We start from the raw sequence: 25,824 nt of genomic DNA on the forward strand, positions 1-25,824 counted from the left end.
GCTGCATTGTAGAGGGCAAGAGGTTGAGAAACTTCACTTCGACATGCGTCGGAAACAATTTGTCTGAAAAATTCACGCGGATCGCGATCGGCGCCCGGATCACCCGCGTCCGGGGTCGATCAGGAACTTCTCGCCGGTCGCCTTGCGCTCATAGGCGCGCAACACGTCCGGCTGCAGCGCCTCGCCCAGGCCGATCGTGCGGGTGTAGCGGCTGGCGAAGGTGGTGTTCAACTCGGCAAGGATACGCTGCCGCATCGCGCCCAGGGTTTCCATGCCCGCCCGGCGCAGGAACGGCGTCAACAGCCAGCCCGACACGCTCCACTGAAAGCCGAAGGCCAGACGGTTGAGCGTGGTCGGCGCCAGGTCGAGCGCGCCATAGATATAGAGCTGCTTGAACTGATCGGATCCATAGCGGCTATACTCGGACATCTTGCGCACCGCCGCGGCCTCCATCGACTGGAGGATATCGCTGCCCAGCGTGCCGCCGCCGATCGCATCGAACGCCACGGTAGCCCCGGTTTCGGCCACCGCGTCGGTGAGCCTGGCGCGGAAATCCTCGTCCCGGCTGTTGACCACATGGGTGGCTCCGATGTCGCGCAGGATCGCCGCCTGCTCCTCCGAGCGGACGATGTTCACCAGCGGCACCCCGTCGGCAAGGCAGATCTTCTGCAGCATCTGGCCCAGATTGGAGGCGGCGGCGGTGTGGACGATCGCGCTGTGCCCGTCGCGCCGCATCGTCTCGACAAAGCCCAGCGCGGTCAGCGGATTGACGAAGATCGCCGCACCGTCGGCCGCGGCGGTACCCTCGGGCAGTTCGACGACGTCGCGGGCCTTGAGCACGCGGTAATCGGCGAACATCGCGCCGCCGACGGCCGCGACTCGCTTGCCCATCAGCGACGCGGCCTCGGCCCCCGCGGCGACGACCGTGCCCGCGCCTTCGTTGCCCACCGGCATCGACTGACCGAGCCGCGCCTTCATGCTGCCCAGCCGAGCCTTTTGTACCTCGAACAGCAGCGCGTTACCGTCCTGCCGCAGCGTATCCACCTGCGCCGGGCCGAGCAGCAGCCCGAGATCGCTGGGGTTGATCGGCGCCGCCTCGATGCGGACGATCACTTCGTCCGCCGCCGGCTCGTCATAGTTCACCTGCTCCAGCGACAGCCGCAGCGTGCCGTCTTCGCTCAGCGTCGAGCGCAGTTCGCGTCCGGTGAATGCCATGGTCCCTCTCCTTCTCGTTCAACAGGTCTGTACGAGTTCGTCGACCAGCCGGTCGGCCGCCGCGCGCACTTCGTCCCAGGTGCGGTCGAAGCCTTCCGGCCCGCCATAATAGGGATCGTCGACGGCGCGGCCTTCCCAGCCGGGCACCGCATCGAGCAACAGCCGAAGCCGTGCGCGACCACCCTTCGGCGCGATGCGGCGCAGGTCGGCGAGGTTCTGCGGGTCGAGCGCGAGGATATGGTCGAACCGGTCGAAATCCTCGCGCGTCACCTGGCGTGCGCGCTGGCCGGTGATGTCGATGCCGTGCTTGGCCGCGACCGCGATCGAGCGGCGATCGGGCTGCTCGCCCGCATGCCAGCCGCCGGTCCCCGCCGAGTCGGCGACCACCGCCACGCCCGCATCCTCCGCCGCCGCGCGAAATGCCGCCTCGGCCAAGGGCGAGCGGCAGATATTGCCCAAGCAGACGAACAGGAATGCCGGTCCGGCCATCGTGAAAATCATCCTTTCGTAAAATGGGTACGCTCTGCTAGCGTGGCTGGCAACGGCACGCACAACGCCGAAGGAGAGGATATGGTCCGCATGCCCCCAACGCCCGATGGGGCGAAGGCGACCCCCTATGCCTGGTACGTGCTGTCGCTGCTGCTGCTCGTCTATATCCTCAACTTCGTCGATCGACAGATCGTCGCCATCCTCGCCGACGACATCAAGCGCGACCTGGGGCTACGCGACCAGGATATCGGCTTTCTCTACGGCACCGCGTTCGGGGTGTTCTATGCGCTGTTCGGCATTCCGCTCGGCCGGCTGGCGGACCATTGGCACCGGGTGCGGCTGATGACCCTCGGGCTCGCGCTCTGGTCGAGCATGACCGCGCTTTCGGGTTTCGCGCGCACCGGGCTGGTGCTGGGGCTGGCGCGGATGGGCGTCGGCATCGGCGAGGCGACAGCAGGGCCCGCCGCCTATTCGCTGATCTCGGACTGGTTCCCCAAGCGCCTCCGCGCCACCGCGCTCGCGCTCTATTCCTCGGGTGTCTATCTCGGCGGCGGCCTGTCGCTGTTCCTCGGCGCGCTGATCGTCCAGCGCTGGAACCAGGCCTATCCGGGTAGCGGCCCGCTGGGGCTGGTCGGCTGGCAGGCGGCATTCCTGGCGGTCGGCATTCCCGGACTGCTCGTAGCAGCTTGGATCGTCACGCTGCGCGAGCCGCCGCGCGGGCTCTCCGAAGGCATGGCAACCCCGCCGCACCCCGCCCCGTTCCGCGCCTTTTTCGACGAACTGCTGACGATCCTGCCGCCCTTCACGCTGATCGGCGCGGCGCGGCTGGGGACGGCTGCGCTGGCGCGGAACGTGGCGGTGTTGGCCCTGGTCGCCGGACTCGTCGCGCTGCTTGTGCATCTGGGCGAATCGCCCGCGCAATGGATTGCGGTGGGAGTCGGGGCCTATGCCGTGTTCAGCTGGGCAACCGCCCTCAAACGGCGCGACCCGCCGACCTATGCGCTGATCGTCGGCACCCCGGCCTTTTTGTGCGTGGTGCTGGCCTATGGCCTTAACACGTTCCTCGCCTATGCGATGGCGGGCTTCGCACCGAGCTTCATCCGCCGGGCCTTCGACATCCCGCCCGAGCAATTGGGGTCGCTGGGCTTCTGGATCGGCGCGCCGGTCGCGTTGGCGGGGTTCCTGGGGGTGACGATCGCGGGTCGCCTTGCCGATGCGCTGCGCGCGCGCAGCGCGGTCGGGCGCCTTCACATATTGCTGTTCGCCTGCCTCGCGCCGATCGTGCCGATCGTGCTGCTGTTCACCGCACACGACCTTCGCACCGCCTATGTCATGCTGCCGCTTGCGCAGTTCCTGATCTGCGGCGGGCTCGGCGCCGCCGCCGCGACGACGCAGGATCTGGTGCTGCCCCGCATGCGCGGCACCGCGACCGCCGCCTTCTTCATCGGCACGACGCTGATCGGACTCGCGCTCGGGCCCTATTGCGCGGGGCGGATCGCGACGCTCACCGGGGATCTGGCAACCGGCGTGCTAGCCCTGCTCGCCAGCGTGCCATTGGCACTCGTCGCCATCGCCGCCGCCTACCGGCTGCTGCCGGCGGCGGAGGCGAGCAAGCTTGCCCGCGCGCGCGCCGCCGGCGAGCCGGTGTGACGGCTCAGACCGCCTGGAACACGCCGCAGGCAATGCGGCCGCCGCTGTTGCCCGCCGGATCGCTCTTGTAATCGTCCTCGCCGGCATGGACGACCAGCGCCGCGCCGTCCTGGTCCATCAGCTGATCGAAGCCGCCCCCCGCCAGCGTGAAGCTGAGATGGCCATGGCCCTTCTCGTCCACCTTCATGTTGGGCAGATCGCCGGCGTGCGGACCCATCGGGTTTTCCTTGCCGTGCTTGGTCGCACCCGGATTCCAGTGACCGCCGGCGCTGGTGAAGTCGGGGGCGGTGCAGACGCCGGTGGTGTGGACATGCACGCCGTGCGGCCCAGGGGAAACGCCGTTCACGTCGACCAGCACGCGGATCGATCCCTCGACCTGCTCGGCCACGGCGGTACCTACCACCTTGCCGCTCGCATCGTGCAGTTCCGCCTGGGCGCGGAAATGGCCGGCCATATAGCGCTCATTCTGCTGCGTCGTCGTGCAGCCGGTCAGCAACGCGCCGATCGCTGCCGCGCCTGCACCAATTCCCCAAGCCTTCATCGTCAATCTCCCGGGCATGTCCTTGGTCTAGCCTAATGGGCCTTCTCGGCCTTGGTTCCAAGAGCCGCATGGTCTTCGCTCGTCCGCCCGCCAGTCCTTTACGCCCAATTGCTTCCGTTCGCCGCACCAGACCGGACGCCCACCGCAGCTTTTACTTTTCGTTAACGTTCGTTTACGATTTTGCGGGTGGGGACCGCCGCGGAAATGCGCCTCCCACAGGTTCACAGGGCCAAAAGATTCACAGGGGACCTATCATGCACCGGCTCGCCTTTGCGATGCTCGCTCTGCCCATGCTGGCCGGCTGTCAGGCGGGCGAGACGACGGCAACGACGGATCTGCGTCCGATCGCGGTCGTCGAGATGCCGCCGCCGCCGCCCCTTTGGCGCACTCGCATCGCCCAGGCCGACATGCCGCGGCTCGAGAACCTGCCCGCCAGCTGGCGTCAGCTGTACGGCGGCGTGCGCGCGCCGGTGCGCAAGCTGCAGGGCGCGGTGCTCGATCCGGATGCCGGCCAGCCCCACCCGGCGCTGCCGCCCGGCTCGTATCGCTGCCGTACGCTGCACCTGAAGCCGGGCCCCGCCGGCCGCGCGTTGGTACAGCCCAGCCCCGCCGGATTCTGCTATATTTCCGCGGCGAACGACAGGGAGGACGATGCACCCCTGGGTCTCGCCAAGCAGACCGGTACCGACATCGTCGCCGGCTATGTGTTCCCGGACGGCAAGCGCTACGTATTCCTGGGTGCCCGGCAGGCAAAGGCCGGCGCCAACGATATCGGCTATGGCAACCCCGGCGCACGCGACGTGGTGGGCATGGTCGAACGTTTCGGCACGTTCCGGTGGCGGCTGGCGGTGCCAGGCGCGCTGCCCGGCAGCGTGGATGTGTACGAGCTGACGCCCGTGCCCGCGGACGTCCAGCCCAAGGGCTGAAATCCCGGCCTCCGCTCGAAACGTTTGTTCATCGGAGCGACAGAAACCGTTGCCGCAGTGCAACACCTTTGCGCGAATGCTTTGCGGCGATGCAACCATGCAACCGACCCGGGCATTGTGCGCCCATCTCCGGCCCTGTCGCCTGTTGCAGCGGCCAAGTGCCGGGGGATGTGTGTTTCACCAGCGTAGAGGTTATCCCCCCATGCGTAAGATCATCGCCGTCGCGGCAGCAGCTGCCGCGCTCCCCTTCGCCGTCCCCGCCTTCGCCCAGGACATGACCACGGGCTCCGGCACCATGGCAACCACCACGGCCGACACCAGCGGTACCATGACCACCACCGCTGCGCAGGACACCGGCACGCCGACCTCGCCGGACGGTTCCAAGGCCTTCGGAATCGAGCCGTATTTCGGCGTCCTGGGCGGCTGGGAGCGTTTTGACCGTCAGCCGAACGCCGGCATCCCGATCCCGCCGAACAAGTATCGCCTCGACGGCGCACTGGTGCAGGGCGTGGCAGGCGTGAACGTGCCGCTCGGGCCGGTATTCGTCGGCGCCGAAGGTAACGTCGCCAAGGGCGTGAGCGGCGACATCGATTGGGAATATGGCGTTGCCGGCCGCTTCGGTCTGCGCGCGGGCGACAGCGGCCTGATCTACGGCAAGGTCGGCTACCAGTGGGTCAATTTCGACAAGGTCGCCAACACCAACCGTGACTATCACGCGATGACGTATGGCGTCGGCGTCGAAGTTGGCCCGAAGGACATCGGCCTGGGCGGCATCACCGGCCGCAGCGGCCTGCGCCTGCGTCTCGAGATGAACACGTTCAGCGATGCGAAGAGCTTCCGCCCGATGGCGGGTGTGATCGCGCACTTCTGATCCGGCTGGCCGCCCTCCTGCATGGGGGGCGGCCTACCCTTGATTCCCGTCAATCCGCGCCCGCCATTTTCGGCTAGGGCGCGTTGCCATGTCCGAATCGTCCCTGCCCTTCGACCGCGTCGGCGGCGAAGACTGCGTCCGCGCCATCGTCGATCGCTTCTACGATCTGGTCGCGCACGATCCCGCTTATGCGGCGCTGCACGCCATGCACCAGCCGGACCTGACAGCCCTCCGCCATTCGCTCACCCGTTTCCTGGTCGCGTGGCTCGGCGGCCCGCGAGACTGGTTCGAGGCACGTCCCGGCATGTGCATCATGGCCTTTCACCGCCAGCTTGCCGTCACCGCGCAGACCGCGGCGCAATGGGCGCACGCGATGGACCGCGCGATCGGCGCCGATCCGGGCATCGAGCCGGAAGCCGCCCGCCAGATGAGCGCGGCGCTCCACCGCATGTGCCGCGCCATGGCGGTCCAAGCCCGCACCGCCGCCGAAGCCGCCGCCGCCCCCCAAGCGAGTTGATCCGCTTCGGAGCAGGTCTCCGCCGCCAAGCGTCACCGGATGCGGTACTGGGAATCGCGTGATGAACGCGCGGATCACCCCCGTCGATACGCCGCTGGAAGTCGCCTGTGACCATTGCGGCCGCCTGGGGGTGACGCGCGAGGCGTGGGCGGGATGGAGCGTGGCCAAGCAAGCCTGGGTGCTCAGCCATCTGTTCGATTTCGCCTTCTGCCATCACTGCCATCGGCCGACACGGCCGGTCGAACGACCGGCGGGCCGGGATGGGCCGACGGCCAGGGGAGCGGTTTGAAACGGGCGGCGCGGGTTAACCCCCTCTCGTGCTTCCCGCAGCGCGCAAGCGCGGGGGACGGGTCTGTCGGGGGTTGTGCCCCGGCAGGCCCGCAACTCCAGGTGGGCATGGCAACAATCTGCACGACTGCAGCTGCTCCGCACCGGCGACATGCCGCGCCGCCGTCCCGGTGCCGGGGGTGGGAAACGGCCTGTGCCGCGTTGATTTGGCTACCCTTTCTTCCTCCACGCCGGGATGCCCGCAGGCTAAGGCTTGTCGACCGCGTTCCCGCGCGGACGGTCATGCCTCGGCATGGCCGAGCCGTTGGTGAAAGCGCGACTTCCTTCGCGCGCGTCGGAAGCGGCGTTCGAACGCGCTCCGGCGGCTCGACCGTCACCGCCGGGATCTTTGTCGCGGTCGCTTTGCCGGAATAGGCGGTTCGACCGGCTGCCGAGCGAGAGGGGCGTGTCGATAGCCGGACGAAGGGTGCGCGTGTTCGGAACACACGAACCCCTATCCACCGGCCGCCGCAGGTTGCGTCTGCTCCGCCGCGCGGCTAAGGAGCCCGGCATTCGCAAGGACCCGGTGAAATTCCGGGTGGCTATTCCGGCCGCCGACCCGCCGGACAACAACACGCACATCCCCATCGCGCCGCGAGGCGCCACGTGCCCTGTTGTGGAAATTCAATGACATTCCAATTTGCTACCTACCGCCGTCAGTGGTTCACGGACGCCGTCGCGCTGCGCAAAGACATTCTCGCCGGTATCGTCGTCGCGCTGGCGCTGATCCCCGAGGCGATCGGCTTTTCGATCATCGCTGGAGTCGATCCCCGTGTCGGGCTGTATGCGTCGGTCGCCATCGCCATGACGATCGCGCTGATCGGCGGACGCCCCGCTATGGTCTCGGCAGCGACGGCGGCCGTCGCCGTGCTCGTCGCACCGCTGGTCCGCGACCACGGCGTCCAGTATCTCTTTGCCGCGACGATCCTGATGGGACTGATCCAGATCGCCGCGGGCCTCCTGCGGCTCGATCTCGTGATGCAGTTCGTGTCGCGTTCGGTCATCACCGGCTTCGTCAACGCGCTGGCGATCCTGATCTTCATGGCCCAGCTGCCGCAGCTGATCGGCGTCGGCTGGCAGACCTACGCCATGGTCGCCGCCGGCCTGGCCATCATCTACGGCCTTCCGCGCGTTACCAAGGCGGTACCGTCGCCGCTCATCGCGATTCTGGTCCTCAGCGCGCTCGCTATCGCGCTGAAGCTGCCGGTCGCCACGGTGGGCGACATGGGCAAGCTGCCCGAAGGATTGCCCAGCCTGGCGCTGCCGCAGGTGCCGTTGACGTTGGAGACGCTGCGGATCATCTTCCCCTATGCCCTGACCATGGCAGCCGTAGGCCTGCTGGAATCGCTGCTCACCGCGCAGATTGTCGACGACATGACCGATACCGACAGCGGCAAGCGTCGGGAATGTGCCGGCCAGGGCGCGTCCAACGTCGTCGCGGCGTTGTTCGGCGGCATGGGCGGCTGCGCGATGATCGGCCAGTCGGTCATCAACGTCACCTCGGGGGGGCGCGGGCGGCTGTCGACTTTTGTCGCGGGCGCCTTCCTGCTGTTCCTTCTCGCCGTGCTGGGTCCCTGGGTCGGGCGCGTGCCCATGCCCGCCCTCGTCGCCGTGATGATCATGGTCTCGATCGGCACGTTCAGCTGGAACTCGATCCCCAATTTGCGGCGCCACCCGTTGCCGTCGTCGATCGTCATGCTGACCACGGTCGCCGTGGTCGTCGCGACCCACGATCTCTCGCGCGGCGTCCTTGCGGGCGTACTGCTGTCCGGCATCTTCTTCGCGGGCAAGGTGCAACGGATGTTCGCGGTGGAGCGCACGCTTTCTCCCGGCGGCGCGCGGGCGCTGTATCGGGTTTCGGGCGAGATCTTCTTCGCCTCGGTCGATCGGTTTACCCGCGCGTTCCACGCCGAGGATCGTGCCAGCCAAGTGGTGATCGACGTCACCGCGGCGCATTTCTGGGACATCTCGGCGGTAGGCGCCCTCGACAAGATCGTCGCGCGGCTGCGGCGCGACGGGCGGACCGTGGAGGTGATCGGCTATAACAGCGCCAGCGCCGACCTCGTCGACCGTTTCGCCCGCTACGACAAGACCGGCGTCGAATTGGGACTGGCGCCGCATTGACCGGCGGGGCGGCGCGGATCGGGGCGGCCTTTGCCGCCTGAAGCGCGCCGCCACCCGACCACGCCTCACCCCTCGCCGCGTGGAGACGGCTGGACGTGCGGGTCCCGCGCGCTAAGGGAGGGGGCAAGGCAAGCGAACCCCGGAGCGGCACGCATGAACGATCAGGTTTCCCAAGGCTATGGCGCGGTCGCCGCGACCGCCGAGAACGGCTGGCTGACCACGTCCTTCGTCCTCATCGCACTCGGCGCCGCGCTGGCGGTGTTCATCCTGATCTGGGGTGCCCGCCTAGCGATCCGCCGGCGCAAGGCCCGCGAGGAACTGGATGCGCGCGGCGAGCTCGAGGTGGCCGATGCGCCCGAGCCGATGGCGACGCTGTCGCCATCGACGACGCCGCGCGCGGCTCCGCCCCCCACGCCCGCGCCGGCCCCGCTCGCCGATGAACCCATTGCGGCGGCCGCATCGGTCGCGGCGCCGTCGACCGCGCTTGCTGCCGACACCAACGCCGCGCCTGCGCCCGCCGCCGAAGGCGACGATCTCACTCGGCTGAAGGGTGTCGGCCCCAAGCTGGCGGCCCGGCTCAATGAGCTCGGCGTTACCCGCTTCGCGCAGATCGCCGCGCTCGACCAGACCAGCGCCGCGGCGCTGGATGCGCAGCTCGGCAGCTTCCAGGGCCGCATGACCCGGGACCGCTGGATCGAGCAGGCCCATTTCCTCGCCACCGGCGATATCGCGGGCTATGAAGCGGTGTTCGGCAAACTCTGATCGTTATCGCTTGAGGATGTCCAGGGCCGCCGCGGTCAGCGCCTCGGTCGCGGTGCTCACCACCGCCTCGGCATCGGGCGCCCATTCGGCGCTGTGGAGCGAGGGCAGCATCGCCTTGCCGCCCTGCGCCGCGTCCCACTTGGCCCGGGGCACGCCGCCCACCCAGAAGATCGTGCTCTGGATGCTCTTGTCGGCGAGCCAGTAGCGGCTGAAATCCTCGCCGCCCATCACCGCCTTGGTCTCCACCACCCGTTCCTTGCCGAAGCGCGCGTTGAACAGCCCCTGCAGCCGCCCGGCGAGCGGCTGGGTGTTGAAGGTCGCGGGGGTAAATTCGTCCTTCACCGACACCACCGGCATCCGGTCCTCCGGCACCCCTGCCGCGATTGCCTCGCCCTTGGCGATGCGCGCGATACCGTCGAGCAGCTGCTGGCGCGATTCCGGGGTGAAGCTGCGCACGGTAAGCAGCATCGTCACGTCGTTGCCGATGATGTTGTGCTTCGATCCACCATGGATCGCCCCCACCGTCACCACCGCGGGCTGCTGCGGATCCATCTCGCGGCTGACCAAAGTCTGCAGCGTGGTGACGATCCGCGCGGCGAGCACGATCGGGTCACGCGTCGTGTGCGGATAGGCGCCGTGGCCGCCCACCCCCTTCACCACGATGTCGACCGAATCGACGTTGGCCAGCGCATAGCCCGGGGTCACGCCGATCTGACCAGCGGGCAGGTTGGCGCTGTCGTGGAAAGCGATCGCGTAGCCGGGCTTGGGGAAGCGGGTGAACAGCCCGTCGTCTAGCATCGCCTTGGCGCCGCGCCCGCGCTCCTCGGCAGGCTGGGCGATCATCACCACCGTGCCGTGCCAGCGATCCTGAATCGCGGCGAGGTTGCGCAGCGTGCCGACCCAGCTCGCCATATGGGTGTCGTGCCCGCAGGCGTGCATCACGCCGCTCTCCAGCCCCTCGTCGGTAGTGGCGCGGACCTTGGAGGCCAAGGGCAGCCCGGTATTCTCGACCACCGGCAGCCCGTCCATGTCGGCACGGATCAGCACCACCGGGCCCTGCCCATTGCGCAGCACGGCGACGACGCCGGTGCCGCCCACCTTTTCGGTAACCTCGTACCCCGCCTCGCGCGCGGCGGCGGCGAGCTTCGCCGCGGTCTGCACCTCGTGGAGGCTAAGTTCGGGATGGGCGTGGAGGTCGCGGTAGAGCGCCATCAGCTGCGGCATCGCCCTGGCCGTGGCATCGCGCACCGGATCGGCGGCGGCAGCGGCGGCGGGCGTGCCGAGGCTCATCGCCCCGGCCAGCACGAAAGACGTGAACATCGGGCCCCCTTTGTCATCATGGGCCCGAGTGTCACGCCTGCCTGCCCGCCTGTCAAACCGCAGGTACGATCTCGATCACGTCGACCTTCGATTCGAACGCCGGATAGGGCAGCACCAGCCGCCAGCGCCTGTCCCCGATCCGCTCGCCATAGCCGATCAGGTTGCGCTTGTTGTCCAGTCCGTAGCGGAGCGGCGCGCGGTCGTCGCCCACCTCCTGTGTGCCGAGGAAGGTCACCCGCGCGGTCACGTCGGGGAAGAAATTGCCCTCGGGCCGCTGCACGCCATCTTCGATGCGGAAATGGCGCAGATCGCCATCCGCGGTGATCGGGCAGGGACGCCAGTCATAGGTGACGATCGCCGTCACCGCGGTGCCGCCGCCGCCGAGCTTGAAGGTACGGCAGCGATAGGCGCCCGCCGGCGGCATCGCCGTGTCCAGCGCGCGGTCGGGATCGAACAGCGCGGGATCGCCCTCGATCAGCTTCACATCGGCGGCACGGGCCAGCGGCAGGGCCTCGCTCCATGCCTTTCGCCAGTTGCGCAGCTTGGTACGATCCGCATCGGTCGCGATTCGACGCCAGGGGAGGCTGGTATCCATGCCCGGCGAGGTCGCCTCATGATAGACGCTGCAGCCGCCCAGCACCGCGCCGAGCCCCAAGAGGACCAGGGTGCGCAGCATCATTCGGCGGTCCAGCCGCCGTCGATCGAATAGTTCGCGCCGGTGATCTGCGCGGCCTCGTCGCGGCAGAGGAACAGGGCCAGCGCCGCCACCTGCTCCGGCTGCACGAACTGCTTGGTCGGCTGGGCATCGAGCAGCACGTCGTTGATCACCTGATCGCGGGTGAGGTTGCGCGTCTTCATCGTGTCGGGGATCTGGTTCTCGACCAGCGGGGTCCAGACATAGCCGGGCGAGATGCAGTTCACCGTGATGCCGTGCGTCGCTACCTCCAGCGCCGCCGTCTTGGTGAGGCCGGCTAGGCCGTGCTTGGCGGTGACATAGGCCGACTTGTTGGGGCTGGCGACCAGGCTGTGAGCGCTCGCGGTGGAGATGATCCGGCCCCATTTCCGTTGCTTCATGCCGGGGATCGCAGCGCGCATCAGGTGGAAGGTCGAGCTGAGGTTGATCGCGATGATCGCGTCCCACTTCTCCAGCGGGAATTCGTCGATCGGCGCGACATGCTGGATGCCGGCGTTGGAAATGACGATGTCGACCGCGCCGAACTCGGCCTCGGCGCGCGCCACCATTGCCGCAATCTGATCGGGCTTGGTCATGTCGGCGGCGTCGTACAGCGCCTTGCCGCCGCTGGTCTCGGCCAGCGCGGCGCGTTCCTTTTCGATCGCTTCGGCATCGCCGAACCCGTTGATCAGGACATTGGCGCCCTCGGCCGCCAGGGCCTTGGCATAAGCGAGGCCGATGCCGGACGTAGAGCCGGTGACGATCGCGGACTTGCCCTTCAGGAACATCGTCTAACTCCCGTTCATTTGGTGAGGTCGAAGGCGGCGGTCTTGCCGTCGAGGATATTTTGCGCGACGAGCTGCGAGCTCGCCATGGTCTCGGCCACCGCGGTGCGGCCCGCCTCCCAATGCTCTCGCATCGTTCGCGCGGAAAATTCGAAATCGCGCGATCCGCCTTCCCAGGCATTGGCACGGTAGATCAGCTGCACGACGTTGACCGGGTGCTCGGTGACGAGATCGCGCACCGCCTGCACCTCCGGGATACCCGCAACCTGCTCGGGCAGCTTGTCGAGCAGCGCGCGCACCGTCTCGCGCGCCTTGCGCAGCCGCAGCCGCTCGTCGGAAATCGCGCGGGTGCGGCTGGAGAAGCGGATCTCCTTCTCGCGTCCCATCACGTCCATGATCGTGCGCGGGAGTTCGTTCTCGGCGGGGAACAGGTCGACCTGGAAGACGAGCATCTCGGCCTCCTGCCGATCGAGGACATGCGTGAGCGGGGTATTGGAGACGAGTCCCCCGTCCCAATACCAGCAGCCGTCGATCTCGACCGGCGGCAACCCGGGGGGCAACGCACCAGAGGCCATGATGTGCCGCGCATCGATGCGCTCGTCACGCGTGTCGAAATAGCGGAAATTGCCGCTGTGCAGGTTCACCGCACCGACGGAAAGCCGCACCGGCCCGTTGTTGAGCAGGTCCCAGTCGACCAGCCGGTCCAGCGTCTCGCGCAACGGGCTGGTATCGTAGAAGCTCAGCGCCGCCGGTGTGCCCGGAGTGGCGAAGGCGGGCGGAATCGGGCGCGGCCGTAAAAAGCCGGGAACGCCCCCCAGCATGACGGTGCCGGCGGCCCATTCATGGCTGATCTCGCGCAGCTGGTCGTTCATCGGCAGCGCGAAATCGGGCAGTGCCGACGTCACCTGCGCCCAGAAGGCACGGATTGCGTCCAGCCGCTTTTCGGGCGGATTGCCGGCGAACAACGCGGCGTTGACCGCACCGATCGAGATGCCCGCCACCCAATCGACCTCGATCGCGGCGGCGGCGAGCTGTTCGATAACGCCCGCCTGGAAGCTGCCGAGTGCCCCGCCCCCCTGCAGCACCAATGCGACGGTATCCGGCAGCGGCATGCCGGGAGCGGCATGGCGGCGGCGGTGCGGGCGGGACTCGGCATCGGCCATGGATGCGATGTGGCCTATCCCATGCTGCGGAGCAATACGGCGCATGGCACGACCGCGTGCAACACACACGCGCTTTGCGCATTGTAACGGCAATCGAACAAAAGGGGCGAAACGATGCGGCTCGACGATCTGGATCCTACCGATAATGCGCGCGACCTGGGCTCGGGCGGCGGTGGCGGTGGCGGCTTTCCGCTCCTGGGGCTGCTGCCGATGTTCCTCGGTCGCGGCATGGGCTGCGGCGGGATCGTGCTGGTGGGCATCATCGCGCTGGTGATGTTCGCCATGGGCGGCGGTGGCGGCATGCTGGGCGGCAGCAGCAGCAATACGGGCACGTCGCCGACGGCCGGCAAATCCGGGCAGCAGGTGTGCCGGGTCGACGAACGCCGCCTCGAGGCGTGCCGGGTGATGACCAGCACCGATCAGACCTGGGGCAAAATCTTCCAGGAGATGGGCCGCAGCGACTACAAGCCCGCGACGATCAACTTCTTCAAGGGTGGTGCCGATACAGGCTGCGGCGCGGCGACCTCGGCGGTCGGCCCCTTCTACTGCCCCAGCGATGACGGCGTGTATCTCGACACCGCCTTTTTCGACGAGCTGCAGAATCGCTTCGGCGCGAAGGGCGATTTTGCCCGCGATTACGTGATCGCGCACGAAATGGGCCACCATATCCAGGATCTTCTCGGCACGTCGACCGAGGTCTCGCGGAGCCAGGCGCGCGCATCCAAGACCGAGGGTAACCGTCTGTCGGTAAAGCTCGAGCTGCAGGCGGACTGCTATGCCGGCGTCTGGGCTGCGCGCAACCGCGACCGTCTGGAGCCGGGTGACATCGAGGAAGGCATGACCGCCGCCAACGCCATCGGTGACGACACGCTGCAGAAGCAGGCGCAGGGCAGCGTGGTGCCGGACAGCTTCACCCACGGCACCTCTGCGCAGCGCATGGCCTGGCTCAAGCGCGGCATGGAGACCGGCGACCCGCGCCAGTGCGATACCTTCAGCAGCGCGCTCTGATCGTTACTTGACGTCAACCCCTGGCGGCTATTGGATGGCGGCCAGGGGGACCCTCATGAAAGATCAGGGTGAACGCGGCGCGTTCGAATTTTACGGCTCTTGGCGCGAATACGCGCCGATTGCCTTCAGCAACCTGTTGCTGACCATCGTCACGCTCGGCATCTACACGTTCTGGGGGCGCACGCGGACGCGGCGCTATCTGTGGAGCCAGACGCGCTTCATCGACGATCGGCTCGAATGGACCGGCACCGGGCGCGAGCTGATGCTGGGTTATGTCGTGGTGATGCTCCTCCTGTTCGTGCCCGTCGCGGGGCTCAACCTGCTGGTCGGCACGCTGGCGATGCAGGGCACGTCATCGGGCGCCGCCGCCGCGGGGCTTCTCTTCCTCCTGCTCTACCTGTTCCTGTTCGTGCTGGGCGGTGTCGCGATCTTTCGCGCTCTGCGCTATCGGCTCAGCCGCACCTATTGGCACGGCATCCGCGGGGGCAGCGACGACCAGGGCTTCCGCTACGGCCTGTCCTATCTTTGGCGCATGATGCTGGGCAGTGCGGCATTCGGCCTGATGGTGCCCTGGGCGCTCGTCAACCTCTGGAACCAGCGCTGGAACGCGATGAGCTTCGGCCCCTATCCGTTCCGCTCCCGTGCGAGTTCGGACGGTCTGATGCGACGCTATCTGCTGTTCTACCTGCTGCCCGTCGCACTGGTCATCGGCGGCGTCGTGGTCGTGGTGATCAGCCTGGCGTTCGGCGTGACGCCGCAGACCGCACCCGGCCCCGTCATGCCGCTGTTCCTGGTCGGTGGCTTCCTGCTCTTCTACGTGCTGTTCCTGGTACTGTTCGGGCTGATCAGCCTGTCCTTCTACGCGGCCTATTTCCGGCAGGGCATCGGCGCGATGACGCTGGGGCAGCTTGAATTCGAATTCACCGCGCGCACCGGGGACTGGGTCAAGCTGATGCTCGGCACCATTGCCTTGGTGGTCGGCACGCTGGGCATCGGCTCGATCTTCATCGGCTATCGCAACTGGGCCTTCTTCGTCCGGCACCTGCGCGCCTATGGTACGCTGGAGCTCGACCAGTTCACGCAATCGACCACGCGCGCACCCGGCCAGGGCGAGGGGCTGTTCGACGGCCTCGACATGGGCGCGTTCTGAGGGAGAACCGACGGTGGAAATCCGGGTCTGGCATTATGACGGCCGCAGCGGCGAACGGCGCATGCCGGCGATCGTCCCGACCGCCGACGAGCGCCGCTTCACGCTGCAGGGCGATGGCGCCGATCCAGGCCCTTATGCCTTTGCCGATCTGGAGCCGCACGGCGCGTCGCACCATGAGCGTGCCTTCGGGCTGAAAGGACGACCGGGCTGGCGGATCACCTTTCTCGAATTCCCGCCATCGGAAATCGCCGTGCAACTGCCCAAGCCGGCACGCTACGGTGCCTGGATCGACCGGTTTGGGCTGTGGCGTTCGGCGGTCGTGCTCGCCATCCTCGCGGTGCTGGTCGTCGCCTTCACACTCAAGCTGCCGCCCTTGATCGCACGCCTCATCCCGCAATCGGTAGAGCAGCGCATGGGCCGGCTGATCGTCGGCAATCTCGGCACCTATGCCTGCACCAGCCCGCAGGGCGACGCGGCGCTGAAGGCGCTCGGCGCCCGGCTGCGCCAGGACGGCGACGTGACCATCCGCGTGGTCCACGCGCCGATGATCAACGCCGTCGCCTTTCCCGGCGGGCAGGTGGTGCTGTTCGACGGGCTGATCCAGAACGCCACATCGCCGGACGAGGTGGCGGGGGTCCTGGCGCACGAGCTGGGCCATGTCGCCCATCGCGACGGCATGGAGGCGCTGATCCGCCAATATGGCCTGCGGCTGCTGCTTGGCGGCTTCGACGGCAATATCAGCGGGTACGGAAACGCGCTGCTCAACGCCCGCTATTCGCGCAAGGCCGAGGCGGGGGCCGATGGCTACGCTACCGGACGGCTGCAGGCCGCCAATATCTCGCCGTTGCCGACGGCCGCGTTGTTCGCGCGGCTGGCCAAGCAGGACGAGCAACCGGGCAATGCCGCAATACTGATGACCTATCTGTCATCGCATCCGCTATCGACATCGCGCGAGAAAGCGTTCCGGGCGAGCGCGAAACCGGGTGCCGCGTACATGCCCGCGCTGAGCGCACGCCAATGGCAGGCGCTGCGTTCGATGTGCGGGGATCGACCGCCGGCCCTGCGTTAGGCGAGCGCGCCGAGCAGCTTGCCGGCGAGGACCGACAGGCCCGAAACGGCGATCGCGGCACCGAAGACGAGCTGGCTGCTGGGGACGAACCGGCGGACCGGCAGGGCGATGGCTTTCTCGACTTTGCTCATGACGCCTAGGTGCTCCTTTCGGGGGCCGATGTCCTACGATCAATCCCGATGGCAGTGATCGGTTCCGTCGCTGGCGGCGAAAGGCGCAAGTCGCTACAGCCGCGGCCATGACCATGCTTGCCCATCACCATACGCCCGGCGCGTCGCCCACCCTCGTCTTCCTGCCGGGCTATCGTTCCGACATGCAGGGATCGAAGGTGCTGGCGATGGAAGCCTGGGCACGCGGGCGCGGCCAGGCATTCCTCCGCTTCGACTATGCGGGCTGCGGCGAAAGCCCGGGCGATTTCGAGGACCAGACGCTGGCCAGCTGGCGCGACGATGCGCTGCGGATGATCGACACGGTGGTGGAAGGCCCGGTGGTGCTGGTCGGTTCGTCGATGGGCGGCTGGCTGATGCTGCTGGTGGCGCAGGCGCGGCCTGGCCGGGTGGTCGGGATGGTCGGGATCGCCGCCGCGCCCGATTTTACCCGCTGGGGCTTCAGCGATGCCGAGAAGGCGACGCTCGCGGCCGAGGGCCGGCTTGAGCAGCCGAGCGACTATGGTCCCGAGCCGATGGTCACCACCCTACCCTTCTGGACCTCGGGCGAGGCCAATCTGGTGTTGGAGGCGCCGATCGGCTTTGATGGCCCGGTGCGCCTGCTCCAGGGCCAGCACGACGCAGAGGTGCCGTGGGAGCTTGCGCTGCGGCTTGCCGACACGCTTCGTTCAGCTGATGTGCAGGTGACGCTGGTCAAGGGCGGTGACCACCGCCTGTCGCGCGACGTCGACATCCGCCTGCTGCTCCGCGCCACCGAGGACGTATTGATCGCATGCTCTTCCCCCTCCTCCTGCTGATCGCCCAGCAGCAGACCCCCGCCGCCATCGCGCCCAAATCCGGCCCGGTGCTCCGCGATGCCGAACGCGCCCGCGCCGCCGCCGCCAAGGTCGCCGCGCCGATCCCCGCGGGCGAGCCGCCGCGGTTTACCAAGTGCATGGACCTCGCCACGGGCGATCCCGGTGCGGCGGTCGACGAGGCGGTGAAGTGGAATGCGGACAAGGGCGGCATGTTTGCGCGCCAGTGTCTCGCGGTGGCCTATACCAACCAGGGCCGCTGGGATTCCGCCGCCGCTGCCTTCGAGGAAGCCGCGGGCGAAGCCGAAACCGCGAAGGACGGCGCACGCGCCGCGGTCTACTGGACTCAGGCGGGCAATGCCTGGCTCGCCGCGAGGAAGCCTCCCAAGGCGCGCGCCGCGATCAACGCCGCGCTGGCCAGCGGGCAGCTCAAGGGCCTGGCGCTGGGAGAGGCCTATCTCGACCGCGCCCGCGCCGCCGTTGCCTCGGGCGAGAATGTCGGGGCGCGTGCCGATATCGACGTGGCCATTGCAAAAGCCGGCGACGATCCGCTCGCCTGGCTGCTCTCGGCGACACTCGCCCGGCGGATGAACGACTTGCCGCGCGCGCAGAAGGACATCGCCGCGGCGGTGCAGCGCGCCGGTGACGACGCCGCGGTCCAGCTCGAGGCGGGCAACATTGCCGCGGCGAGCGGGGACGAGGCGGGCGCCAAGACGGCCTGGAACAAGGTGGTCGCCGTCGCACCGAGCGGCCCGCAGGCGACCGCGGCCCGCGCCGCGCTCGCCCAGTTCGACGCCGCAGCGGCCAAGTAGCGGGTGGAACCGGGCACGGGGCGCCCCTATCTCGCAGGAAACGCCAAGCCAGGGAGTGCCCCGTGAAGTTCCTCCACACCATGATCCGCGTCACCGACCCCGACGCGACGATGCAGTTCTTCGAGTTGCTCGGCCTCAAGGAAACCCACCGCATCACCAGCGAGAAGGGCCGCTTTACCCTGATCTACCTCGCCAGCGACGCGGACATCGATCCCGCAACCGGCCGCGGCACCGCCGAGGTGGAGCTTACCCACAATTGGGATCCGGAGGACTATACCGGCGGCCGCAATTTCGGCCATCTCGCCTTCCAGGTCGACGACATCTACGAAACCTGCCAGCGGCTGCAGGATGCCGGCGTGACGATCAACCGCCCGCCGCGCGACGGCCACATGGCCTTTGTCCGCACGCCCGACAAGATCTCGATCGAGCTGCTCCAGAAGGGCAGCCTGCCCCCGCAGGAGCCCTGGGCATCGATGCCCAACACCGGCGAGTGGTGAGGCGATGACCGCGCTCCGGATCCTCCGCCTCCCCGCCTTTACCGACAATTACATCTGGCTCGTCCACGATCCCGTGTCGGCCGAGACGATCGTGGTCGATCCGGGCGACGCGGCGCCGGTGCTGGCGGCGCTGGCCGAACAACGCTGGAAGCTTTCGACGATCTGGAATACCCACTGGCACCCCGATCACACCGGCGGCAATGCGGCGCTCAAGGCAGCAACCGGCTGCACCGTGATCGCACCGGCCGCCGAGGCCGCGAAGATCCCCACCGCCGATCGGCTGGTCGCCGAGGGCGACACGGTCGCGATCGGCACCCATGGCGCGACGGTGCTGGAGGTGCCCGCGCACACCGCCGGCCACATCGCCTACCACTTCGCCGACGATGCGCTGGCGTTTGTCGGCGACACGCTGTTCGCAATGGGCTGCGGGCGGCTGTTCGAGGGCACCGCCGAACAGATGTTCACGGCGATGCAGCGCTTCGCCGCGATGCCCGACGACACCACCATCTACTGCGCGCACGAATATACGCTGTCGAACGGCCGCTACGCCGCGGTCGCGGAGCCGGACAATGCGGCGATACGCGATCGCCTGGCCGAGGTCGAACGGTTGCGCGCCGCGGGCGAGGCGACCGTGCCGACGACGATCGCCGCCGAACGCGCAACCAACCCCTTCCTCCGCGCGATCGATGCGCGCATGCTGGGCGAACGCCGCACCGCAAAGGATAATTTTGCCGGCTGAGTCGTAGGGTCGGCGAGGAGAGAAACGATGCGTTTCGCCATCATCACCGCCGGCGCGCTGGCGGTCGCCGGTTGTGTCCAGAATACCGACTATCAGGCCAGCCGCGACGCGCAGGCGCGCCGCGAATTGGCCAGCGCGCTGGGGGACCGGGTGCCGGGCACGCCGCAGGACTGCATCAACCCTGGATTTACCGACGGTCCGCAGATCATCGACACGCGGACCCTGGTCTATCGCCAGGGCGCGCGGCTCTATCGCAATGATCTTGCGTCCGAGTGCCCGTCGCTCGCGCCGCTGAGCACGGTGATCGTCGAGATGCGCGGCAGCCAGCTCTGCCGCAACGACCAGTTCCGGGTAGTGACGCCGGGAATGAGCATCCCGAGTGCGTATTGCCGGATGGGGAAATTCACGCCGTATGTGCGGCCAAAGGGCGGCTGAGATTGTGAAGAACTAAGCCCCTCCCCTTCAGGGGAGGGGTTGGGGTGGGGCAGGGTCTAACCGAGACCAACATTTGGTCTGGAATCCCTCCACCCCCAACCCCTCCTCCAAGGAGGAGGGGCTTAGTGTTTCAACCTACAACACGTAGCGGCTCAGATCCGTGTTACGCGCCACGCTGGCCAGCTGCTGGTCGACATAGGCCGCGTCGATCACCACCGCAGACCCCGAGCGGTCCTCGGCCTCGAAGCTGACTTCCTCCAGCAGCTTCTCCATCACCGTCTGCAGCCTGCGGGCACCGATATTCTCCACCTCGGCATTCACTTCGGCGGCGATCTTCGCCACCGCGCGGATGCCGTCCTCGGTAAAGTCGATCGAGACACCCTCGGTGCCGAGCAATGCCGCGTATTGGCGCACCAGGCTCGCCTTGGTGTCGGAGAGGATCGCGACGAAATCCTCCTCGGTCAGCGCCTTCAATTCCACCCGGATCGGCAGGCGGCCCTGCAGCTCGGGCAGCAGGTCGCTGGGCTTGGCGACATGGAACGCGCCCGAGGCGATGAACAGGATATGGTCCGTCTTCATCGGGCCATACTTGGTCGCCACCGTGGTGCCCTCGATCAGGGGCAGCAGGTCGCGCTGCACGCCTTCGCGGCTCACCGATCCGCCGCGCACGTCGGACACCGCGATCTTGTCGATCTCGTCGAGGAAGACGATCCCGTTCGCCTCGGCATCCGCGAGCGCCACCCGGCTCACCTCGTCTTGGTCGAGCCGCTTGTCGGCCTCTTCCTCGACGAGCTTTTCCCAGGCGGAGCGGACGTTGAGCTTGCGGCGCTTGAGCGGCGTGCCGGTCAGACCCTTCATCATCTCCGACAGGTTGATCATCTGCGGCGCGCCACCGGGGATGTCGAACGGCATCTGCGGCGCCTGCTCCACCTCGATCTCGATCTCGGTGGTATCGAGCAGGCCCTCGTTGAACCGCTGCTTGAACGCCTCGCGGGTCGCGGTGCTCGAATCCTTGCCGGTCAGCGCGTCGAGCAGCCGGCCCATGGCGGCTTCCTCGGCCTTGTCCTTCACGGCAGAGCGGCGGCGCTCCTTCTCGAGCCGGATCGCTTCCTCGACCAGGTCGCGGGCAATCTGCTCGACGTCGCGGCCGACATAGCCGACCTCGGTGAACTTGGTCGCTTCCACCTTCACGAAGGGCGCATCAGCCAGCTTGGCGAGGCGGCGGCTGATCTCGGTCTTGCCGCAGCCGGTGGGCCCGATCATCAGGATGTTCTTCGGCGTCACCTCGTCGCGGAGGTCGGCCGAGAGCTGCTGCCGGCGCCAGCGGTTGCGCAGCGCTACAGACACTGCCTTCTTGGCATCCCGCTGGCCGATGATGTGCGCATCGAGCGCGGCGACGATCGTCTTGGGGGTGAGGTTCTGGTTCATGTTGTTCTCGCAAGCCCCTCCCCTCCAGGGGAGGGGTTGGGGTGGGGCAGTCAGGGAAGCGGGCGGGGGCGCTCGTGGAGAGTTCCCCACCCCAACCCCTCCCCTAAAGGGGAGGGGCTACGAAGGGTCACGCCGCGTCCAGCGTCTCCACGGTCAGCCGGTCGTTGGTGTACACGCACAGCTCGCCGGCGATCGCCATCGCCTTGCGCGCGACGACTTCGGCATCGGGCTCATATTCGATCAGCGCGCGCGCCGCGGAGAGCGCGAAATTACCGCCCGATCCGATCGATGCGACGATGCCGTGCTCATGCGCCTCAGGCTCGAGCACGTCACCATTGCCGGTGATCACGAGCGTCACGTCCTTGTCGGCGACGAGCAGCATGGCCTCCAAATTGCGGAGATATTTGTCCGTCCGCCAGTCCTTCGCGAGCTCCACCGCCGCGCGCAGCAGCTGGCCGTGATGCCGCTCCAGCTTGGCCTCGAGCCGCTCGAACAGGGTGAAGGCATCGGCGGTGGCGCCGGCAAAGCCCGCGATCACCTTGCCGTCGCCGAGGGGACGGACCTTGCGGGCGTTGGGCTTCATCACGGTGTTGCCGGCCGAAACCTGACCGTCGCCCGCGATCACCACTTTGCCGGATTTGCGCACGGAGAGGATGGTCGTGCCGTGCCACGCAGCGTTCTTGTCACTCATGGACGCGCATATGGGTGGCGGGTGCGAGCGTGCAAAGGGGGCCTTCCCCCCAAGGGCGCATCCGCGCAACGATCCGGCGATTAAGAATTTCTTGGGTGTGGCTTGGTCGGGGCGACAGGATTCGAACCTGCGACCCCCACACCCCCAGTGTGATGCGCTACCAGGCTGCGCTACGCCCCGACCGAGGGTGCGCCCTGTATGCCGCTTGTCGGCAGGACGCAACCCCCAAAGCGCGCGTGCTCAGCGATCGAGCGCTTCGAGACCCATCGCGATGGCGCCCATCGGCCCCGCCATGTCGCCCAGCCCCGGCGGGCCGACGCGGGTGTCCAGCTCGGCGCAATAGCCTGCCAGCGCGCCATAGCCGTTGATGCTCGCCGCCAGCTTGGTACGCACCGCGTCGAACAGCTGCGGTCGCTTAGTCATCACACCGCCACCGATCGCGATCCGCTCCGGTGCCAGGCTGACGATCAGATTGTGGAGCAGAGCCGCCAGATCGTGCGCGAAATACTCCCATTCGGGCGCGTCATCGGCGACCTCCTGCCCCGGCCGGCCGAATCGCGCCGCCAGCGCCGGCCCGGACAGCAGCCCCTCGGCGCAGTCGTCATGGTACGGGCACCAGCCGGCAAACGTGTCACCGGGCGCGCGGGCCGAGCGCATGTGCCCCGCCTCGCCATGCGCATAGCCCATGACCGGCCGGCCGTTGGCGACCAGGCCGACGCCGACGCCGGTGCCGATGGTGATATAGGCGTGAGTCGACAGCCCCGCCGCGGCACCCCAGCGCGCCTCCGCCAGCGCCGCGCCGTTGACGTCGGTCTGGATCGCCAACGGCTTGCCGTAGCGCGCGGACAGGCGGCGGGTGAGATCGGTGTCGTTCCACCCCGGCTTGGTCGTCGCGATGATCGAGCCGAAATCGGGTTGCGCCGGATTGAGCTCGATCGGGCCGAAGCTGGCAATGCCGATCGCATCGAAAGACCAGCCGTCGAGCACCGCCTCGAGTCCGGCGAGCGTGGTCGTCGGATCGGTGGTCGGCACGACATGCTGTTCGCGCACGTCACCCGGGCCGCTGCCCAGCGTGGCCACGCATTTGGTGCCGCCCAGTTCGAGGCCGGCGATCGACAGGTTCGCAGTCATGCAACCGCGCTAGCGCCCCGCGCGGTGCGGGGGAAGCCCGTGTGCGCTCATCAATCGCGCGGATGCATATACTCGCTGAGGCTGACGAACGCGAGCGCGAGGGTGAACACCCCCATCGCCCCCATCACGACGTACAGGTAATTGCTGCCGATAACATCGAGCATGATCGCCTCCATCAAGAAGAGCGGAAGCATCGGCCAGTCGCCGACCCTCTACGTTGATCGCGATCAAATCCTGGCGCGTACCGGGGAGGACGCGTACAGGTGTTGCGAAAGAAACCATACAAGCATCGGAGTTTATGATCGATCGGCCGGCCCATGATCCCGCGGCAATGGCGCTGCTGTTCGAGGCGGCGACCGATCGCGGCGTGCTGTTGCTCGACCCGCAAGGCAGAATTGCCAGCTGGAGCCGGGGGGTCGAGCTGCTCGACGGCTGGACGCCCGCAGATCTGACCGGGGCCCCCGTTGCCCTCCATTACCCCCCTGCCGAAGCCGACGCAGCAAAGCCCGTCCGCGACCTGGAACGCGCCCGCGCGGCCGGCAGGCTGATCGAGGAAGGCTGGCGCATCCGCCGAGACGGCAGCGAATATCTCGCGGAGGTGCAGCTGACCGCGTTGGTCGACGCAGACGGATCCTTGCGCGGCTATGCCGAGGTGTTTCGCGACATCACCGACCACAAGGCGTCGCAGACCGCGCTCGCCGGCAGCGCGCTGCACCTGCGCTCGATCCTCGCCACGGTGCCCTCGGCGATGGTGGTGATCGACGATCAGGGCATCATCCTGTCGTTCAGCGCCGCCGCCGAGCGGCTGTTCGGCTGGACGGAGGCGGACGTCATCGGCCGCAACGTCAGCATGCTGATGCCCGCGCCCGACGCGCAGCTGCACGACTCCTATCTCGCGCGCTACCTCACCACCGGCGAGCGGCGGGTCATCGGGATCGGCCGCATCGTCGTCGGGCAGCGGCGCGACGGCACCGATTTCCCGATGGAGCTGCAGGTCGGCGAGGCGAGCAGCGAGGGGCAGCGCATCTTCACCGGCTTCATCCGCGACCTCACCGACGAGCAGCGTTCGCAGCTGCGCCTGAAGGAGCTGCAGTCCGAGCTGATCCACGTCTCGCGCCTTTCGGCGATGGGCACCATGGCCTCGACGCTCGCGCACGAGCTCAACCAGCCACTGACCGCCATCGCCAATTATCTCGAGGCCGGCCGCAACATAATGGCGCGCGACAGCGACGATCCCGAAGACCAGGCGATGATTCGCGAGGCGATGACGGAATCGGTCAAGGAGGCGCTGCGGGCGGGCAACATCGTGCGCCGCCTGCGCGAATTCGTCGCGCGCGGCGAGGCGGACATGGGGCTGGTCGACCTGCCGCGGCTGATCGACGAGGCCAGCCGGCTGGCGCTCACCGGATCGCGCGAGCTGGGCGTCCGCGCCTTCTACGCGCTCGATCCGCACGCCACCGCGGTGCTGTGCGACCGGGTGCAGATCCAGCAGGTGCTGGTCAACCTGATCCGCAACGCGATCGAGGCGATGGCGGAGAGCCCGGTGCGCGAGATCACCATCGGCTCGGAGCTGGCGCCGCGCAACCTCGTCCGCGTGTGGGTGGCAGATACCGGCCCCGGCATCGCACCCGAGCAGGCGCCCCGGCTGTTCCAGGCCTTCGCCACCACCAAGGAGCGCGGCATGGGCCTCGGCTTGTCGATCTGCCGCACGATCGTCGAAGCACATGGCGGCCGCATCTGGGCGGAACCCCGCGCGGAGGGGGGCACCATCTTCAACTTCACCCTGATGTCCGCAACCGAGGAAACCGCATGAGCGAGCGCAAGCGCATCCACCTGGTCGATGACGAGGAATCGATCCGCCGCTCGACGAGCTTCATGCTGCGTACCTCGGGCTATGACGTCGATACCTATGGCTCGGGCGTCGATTTCCTCAGCAAGGTGGCCGCCGCCAAACCCGGCTGCATCCTGCTCGACGTGCGCATGCCCGAGATGGACGGTATCGAGGTGCAGGTCGAACTCGCCAAGCGCGGCGTCAAGCTGCCGGTGATCGTGCTGACGGGCCACGGCGATGTCGGCACTGCCGTGGCGGCGATGAAGGGAGGCGCGATCGACTTCCTTGAAAAGCCGTTCGAGCAGGCGGCGCTCGTCGAGGCGCTCGAACGCGGCTTCGCGCGAATGGCAGAAGGCGACGCCGTGCGCGCCGGCCGGGCGGACGCGGCGCGGCGTATCGCGCTGCTCTCCCCGCGCGAGCAGGATGTGCTGCGCGGGCTGGCGCGCGGCCACCCGAACAAGACCATCGCTTATGACCTCGGCATCTCGCCGCGTACGGTGGAGGTCCACCGCGCCAACGCCATGGCGAAGCTGGAGGCGCGCAGCCTGTCCGAAGCGCTGCGGCTCGCCTTCGCCGTGGGGCTGGACGACTAGGCCGGCACGCCTGTCTCGCTGCCTCCCAACGCAAGCGGCTGGCAAGATGCGCCGCCGCGTGTATGGTCGATGGGTTTGCTGGCTGCGATTCCGCCGGCGATGGGGACTATCGACTT

The 25,824-nt window shown here is 67.9% G+C and carries 29 protein-coding genes, 1 tRNA gene and 1 other annotated feature; of the genes, 17 read left to right on the top strand and 13 right to left on the bottom strand.

Annotated features, from left to right (window positions below):
• Positions 1-99 precede the first annotated feature (99 nt).
• Positions 100-1,215, bottom strand: a complete 1,116-nt coding sequence (locus tag RT655_RS08530; RefSeq protein WP_313536098.1) for a zinc-binding dehydrogenase — start codon at positions 1,213-1,215, stop codon at positions 100-102.
• A gap of 18 nt (positions 1,216-1,233) precedes the next feature.
• Positions 1,234-1,704, bottom strand: coding sequence for a low molecular weight protein-tyrosine-phosphatase (locus RT655_RS08535; protein ID WP_313536100.1), 471 nt, complete (start codon positions 1,702-1,704; stop codon positions 1,234-1,236).
• Between the two features lie 81 nt (positions 1,705-1,785).
• Here RT655_RS08535 and RT655_RS08540 point away from each other — a divergent pair, with 81 nt between their 5' ends.
• Entirely contained in the window at positions 1,786-3,354 is a 1,569-nt protein-coding gene (locus RT655_RS08540) for an MFS transporter (protein ID WP_313536102.1), read from the top strand.
• Between the two features lie 4 nt (positions 3,355-3,358).
• Here RT655_RS08540 and RT655_RS08545 read toward each other — a convergent pair whose 3' ends face one another.
• Positions 3,359-3,895 (bottom strand): superoxide dismutase family protein, encoded by a 537-nt coding sequence (locus RT655_RS08545; protein ID WP_313536104.1) that lies wholly within the window; start codon positions 3,893-3,895, stop codon positions 3,359-3,361.
• A 254-nt stretch (positions 3,896-4,149) separates the two neighbouring features.
• Here RT655_RS08545 and RT655_RS08550 point away from each other — a divergent pair, with 254 nt between their 5' ends.
• The 6 genes from RT655_RS08550 (at position 4,150) to RT655_RS08575 (ending at position 9,422) form a co-directional block, all read left to right on the top strand.
• Complete coding sequence (locus tag RT655_RS08550; protein ID WP_313536106.1) at positions 4,150-4,821, top strand: DUF4893 domain-containing protein; 672 nt, start codon at positions 4,150-4,152, stop codon at positions 4,819-4,821.
• 202 nt (positions 4,822-5,023) lie between these two features.
• The gene (locus RT655_RS08555) at positions 5,024-5,692 is read left to right on the top strand and encodes an opacity protein (protein WP_313536108.1); all 669 of its coding nucleotides are present in this window, start codon (positions 5,024-5,026) and stop codon (positions 5,690-5,692) included.
• Positions 5,693-5,780: 88 nt separating this feature from the next.
• Positions 5,781-6,209, top strand: a complete 429-nt coding sequence (locus tag RT655_RS08560; protein ID WP_313536109.1) for a globin — start codon at positions 5,781-5,783, stop codon at positions 6,207-6,209.
• Between the two features lie 61 nt (positions 6,210-6,270).
• A complete protein-coding gene (locus tag RT655_RS08565) occupies positions 6,271-6,498 on the top strand; it encodes a hypothetical protein (protein ID WP_313536111.1) in 228 nt (75 codons plus the stop codon).
• Positions 6,499-7,052: 554 nt separating this feature from the next.
• Positions 7,053-7,108, top strand: a sequence feature (sul1 is cis-regulatory element that is thought to sense ions involved in sulfur or methionine metabolism; They are found in Alphaproteobacteria).
• A gap of 55 nt (positions 7,109-7,163) precedes the next feature.
• On the top strand, positions 7,164-8,660 hold the full coding sequence (locus RT655_RS08570) for a SulP family inorganic anion transporter (RefSeq protein ID WP_313536113.1): 1,497 nt from the start codon (positions 7,164-7,166) through the stop codon (positions 8,658-8,660).
• A gap of 153 nt (positions 8,661-8,813) precedes the next feature.
• Positions 8,814-9,422 (top strand): hypothetical protein, encoded by a 609-nt coding sequence (locus RT655_RS08575; protein WP_313536115.1) that lies wholly within the window; start codon positions 8,814-8,816, stop codon positions 9,420-9,422.
• Between the two features lie 3 nt (positions 9,423-9,425).
• Here the strand turns inward: RT655_RS08575 and RT655_RS08580 are convergent, their stop codons facing one another.
• The 4 genes from RT655_RS08580 to RT655_RS08595 are packed head-to-tail and all read right to left on the bottom strand — an operon-like array spanning position 9,426 to position 13,363.
• Complete coding sequence (locus tag RT655_RS08580; protein WP_313536117.1) at positions 9,426-10,742, bottom strand: amidohydrolase; 1,317 nt, start codon at positions 10,740-10,742, stop codon at positions 9,426-9,428.
• Between the two features lie 52 nt (positions 10,743-10,794).
• The gene (locus RT655_RS08585) at positions 10,795-11,421 is read right to left on the bottom strand and encodes a DUF4893 domain-containing protein (RefSeq protein ID WP_313536119.1); all 627 of its coding nucleotides are present in this window, start codon (positions 11,419-11,421) and stop codon (positions 10,795-10,797) included.
• Positions 11,418-12,203: a 3-hydroxybutyrate dehydrogenase gene (locus RT655_RS08590; RefSeq protein WP_313536121.1), complete on the bottom strand. Its 786-nt coding sequence runs from the start codon at positions 12,201-12,203 to the stop codon at positions 11,418-11,420. The genes RT655_RS08585 and RT655_RS08590 overlap by 4 nt, the downstream gene beginning before the upstream one ends.
• Before the next feature lie 14 nt (positions 12,204-12,217).
• On the bottom strand, positions 12,218-13,363 hold the full coding sequence (locus tag RT655_RS08595; RefSeq protein ID WP_313536123.1) for a patatin-like phospholipase family protein: 1,146 nt from the start codon (positions 13,361-13,363) through the stop codon (positions 12,218-12,220).
• A 114-nt stretch (positions 13,364-13,477) separates the two neighbouring features.
• On the opposite strand from RT655_RS08595, the gene RT655_RS08600 reads away from it, so the two are divergent.
• From RT655_RS08600 to RT655_RS08610, 3 genes are read left to right on the top strand one after another with little or no spacing between them, the layout of a single operon-like run.
• Positions 13,478-14,371 (top strand): neutral zinc metallopeptidase, encoded by an 894-nt coding sequence (locus tag RT655_RS08600; RefSeq protein WP_313536125.1) that lies wholly within the window; start codon positions 13,478-13,480, stop codon positions 14,369-14,371.
• A gap of 55 nt (positions 14,372-14,426) precedes the next feature.
• Entirely contained in the window at positions 14,427-15,521 is a 1,095-nt protein-coding gene (locus tag RT655_RS08605; RefSeq protein ID WP_313536127.1) for a YjgN family protein, read from the top strand.
• Positions 15,522-15,534: 13 nt separating this feature from the next.
• A complete protein-coding gene (locus tag RT655_RS08610; RefSeq protein WP_313536129.1) occupies positions 15,535-16,590 on the top strand; it encodes a M48 family metallopeptidase in 1,056 nt (351 codons plus the stop codon).
• Here RT655_RS08610 and RT655_RS08615 read toward each other — a convergent pair.
• The gene (locus tag RT655_RS08615) at positions 16,587-16,721 is read right to left on the bottom strand and encodes a hypothetical protein (RefSeq protein WP_313536131.1); all 135 of its coding nucleotides are present in this window, start codon (positions 16,719-16,721) and stop codon (positions 16,587-16,589) included. The genes RT655_RS08610 and RT655_RS08615 overlap by 4 nt on opposite strands.
• A gap of 107 nt (positions 16,722-16,828) precedes the next feature.
• Here RT655_RS08615 and RT655_RS08620 point away from each other — a divergent pair, with 107 nt between their 5' ends.
• The 5 genes from RT655_RS08620 (at position 16,829) to RT655_RS08640 (ending at position 20,034) form a co-directional block, all read left to right on the top strand.
• Positions 16,829-17,554 carry an alpha/beta hydrolase gene (locus RT655_RS08620; RefSeq protein WP_313536133.1) on the top strand — a complete coding sequence of 242 codons (726 nt, stop codon included), beginning with the start codon at positions 16,829-16,831 and terminating at the stop codon, positions 17,552-17,554.
• On the top strand, positions 17,530-18,363 hold the full coding sequence (locus RT655_RS08625; RefSeq protein ID WP_313536135.1) for a hypothetical protein: 834 nt from the start codon (positions 17,530-17,532) through the stop codon (positions 18,361-18,363). Before RT655_RS08620 ends, RT655_RS08625 begins: the two co-directional genes overlap by 25 nt.
• 62 nt (positions 18,364-18,425) lie before the next feature.
• Positions 18,426-18,860, top strand: coding sequence for a VOC family protein (locus RT655_RS08630; RefSeq protein ID WP_313536137.1), 435 nt, complete (start codon positions 18,426-18,428; stop codon positions 18,858-18,860).
• Between the two features lie 4 nt (positions 18,861-18,864).
• On the top strand, positions 18,865-19,599 hold the full coding sequence (gene gloB, locus RT655_RS08635; protein WP_313536139.1) for a hydroxyacylglutathione hydrolase: 735 nt from the start codon (positions 18,865-18,867) through the stop codon (positions 19,597-19,599).
• Between the two features lie 27 nt (positions 19,600-19,626).
• Positions 19,627-20,034, top strand: a complete 408-nt coding sequence (locus tag RT655_RS08640; protein WP_313536141.1) for a hypothetical protein — start codon at positions 19,627-19,629, stop codon at positions 20,032-20,034.
• Between the two features lie 135 nt (positions 20,035-20,169).
• Here RT655_RS08640 and hslU read toward each other — a convergent pair whose 3' ends face one another.
• The 5 genes from hslU to RT655_RS08665 form a co-directional block, all read right to left on the bottom strand.
• On the bottom strand, positions 20,170-21,462 hold the full coding sequence (gene hslU / locus RT655_RS08645) for an ATP-dependent protease ATPase subunit HslU (protein WP_313536143.1): 1,293 nt from the start codon (positions 21,460-21,462) through the stop codon (positions 20,170-20,172).
• A gap of 127 nt (positions 21,463-21,589) precedes the next feature.
• Positions 21,590-22,153 carry an ATP-dependent protease subunit HslV gene (gene hslV, locus RT655_RS08650; protein WP_313536145.1) on the bottom strand — a complete coding sequence of 188 codons (564 nt, stop codon included), beginning with the start codon at positions 22,151-22,153 and terminating at the stop codon, positions 21,590-21,592.
• A gap of 103 nt (positions 22,154-22,256) precedes the next feature.
• Positions 22,257-22,333: transfer RNA gene (locus RT655_RS08655), tRNA-Pro, on the bottom strand.
• Between the two features lie 60 nt (positions 22,334-22,393).
• The gene (locus tag RT655_RS08660) at positions 22,394-23,284 is read right to left on the bottom strand and encodes an ROK family protein (protein WP_313536147.1); all 891 of its coding nucleotides are present in this window, start codon (positions 23,282-23,284) and stop codon (positions 22,394-22,396) included.
• 50 nt (positions 23,285-23,334) lie between these two features.
• Entirely contained in the window at positions 23,335-23,478 is a 144-nt protein-coding gene (locus tag RT655_RS08665) for a hypothetical protein (RefSeq protein WP_313536149.1), read from the bottom strand.
• 104 nt (positions 23,479-23,582) lie between these two features.
• Between RT655_RS08665 and RT655_RS08670 the strand changes: the two genes are divergently transcribed.
• Entirely contained in the window at positions 23,583-25,097 is a 1,515-nt protein-coding gene (locus RT655_RS08670; protein WP_313536150.1) for a PAS domain S-box protein, read from the top strand.
• The gene (locus RT655_RS08675; RefSeq protein ID WP_313536151.1) at positions 25,094-25,708 is read left to right on the top strand and encodes a response regulator transcription factor; all 615 of its coding nucleotides are present in this window, start codon (positions 25,094-25,096) and stop codon (positions 25,706-25,708) included. The genes RT655_RS08670 and RT655_RS08675 overlap by 4 nt, the downstream gene beginning before the upstream one ends.
• Positions 25,709-25,824: the final 116 nt, after the last annotated feature.

Origin of the sequence: Sphingomonas sp. (assembly GCF_032114135.1) — a bacterium.
Taxonomy (GTDB): domain Bacteria; phylum Pseudomonadota; class Alphaproteobacteria; order Sphingomonadales; family Sphingomonadaceae; genus Sphingomonas.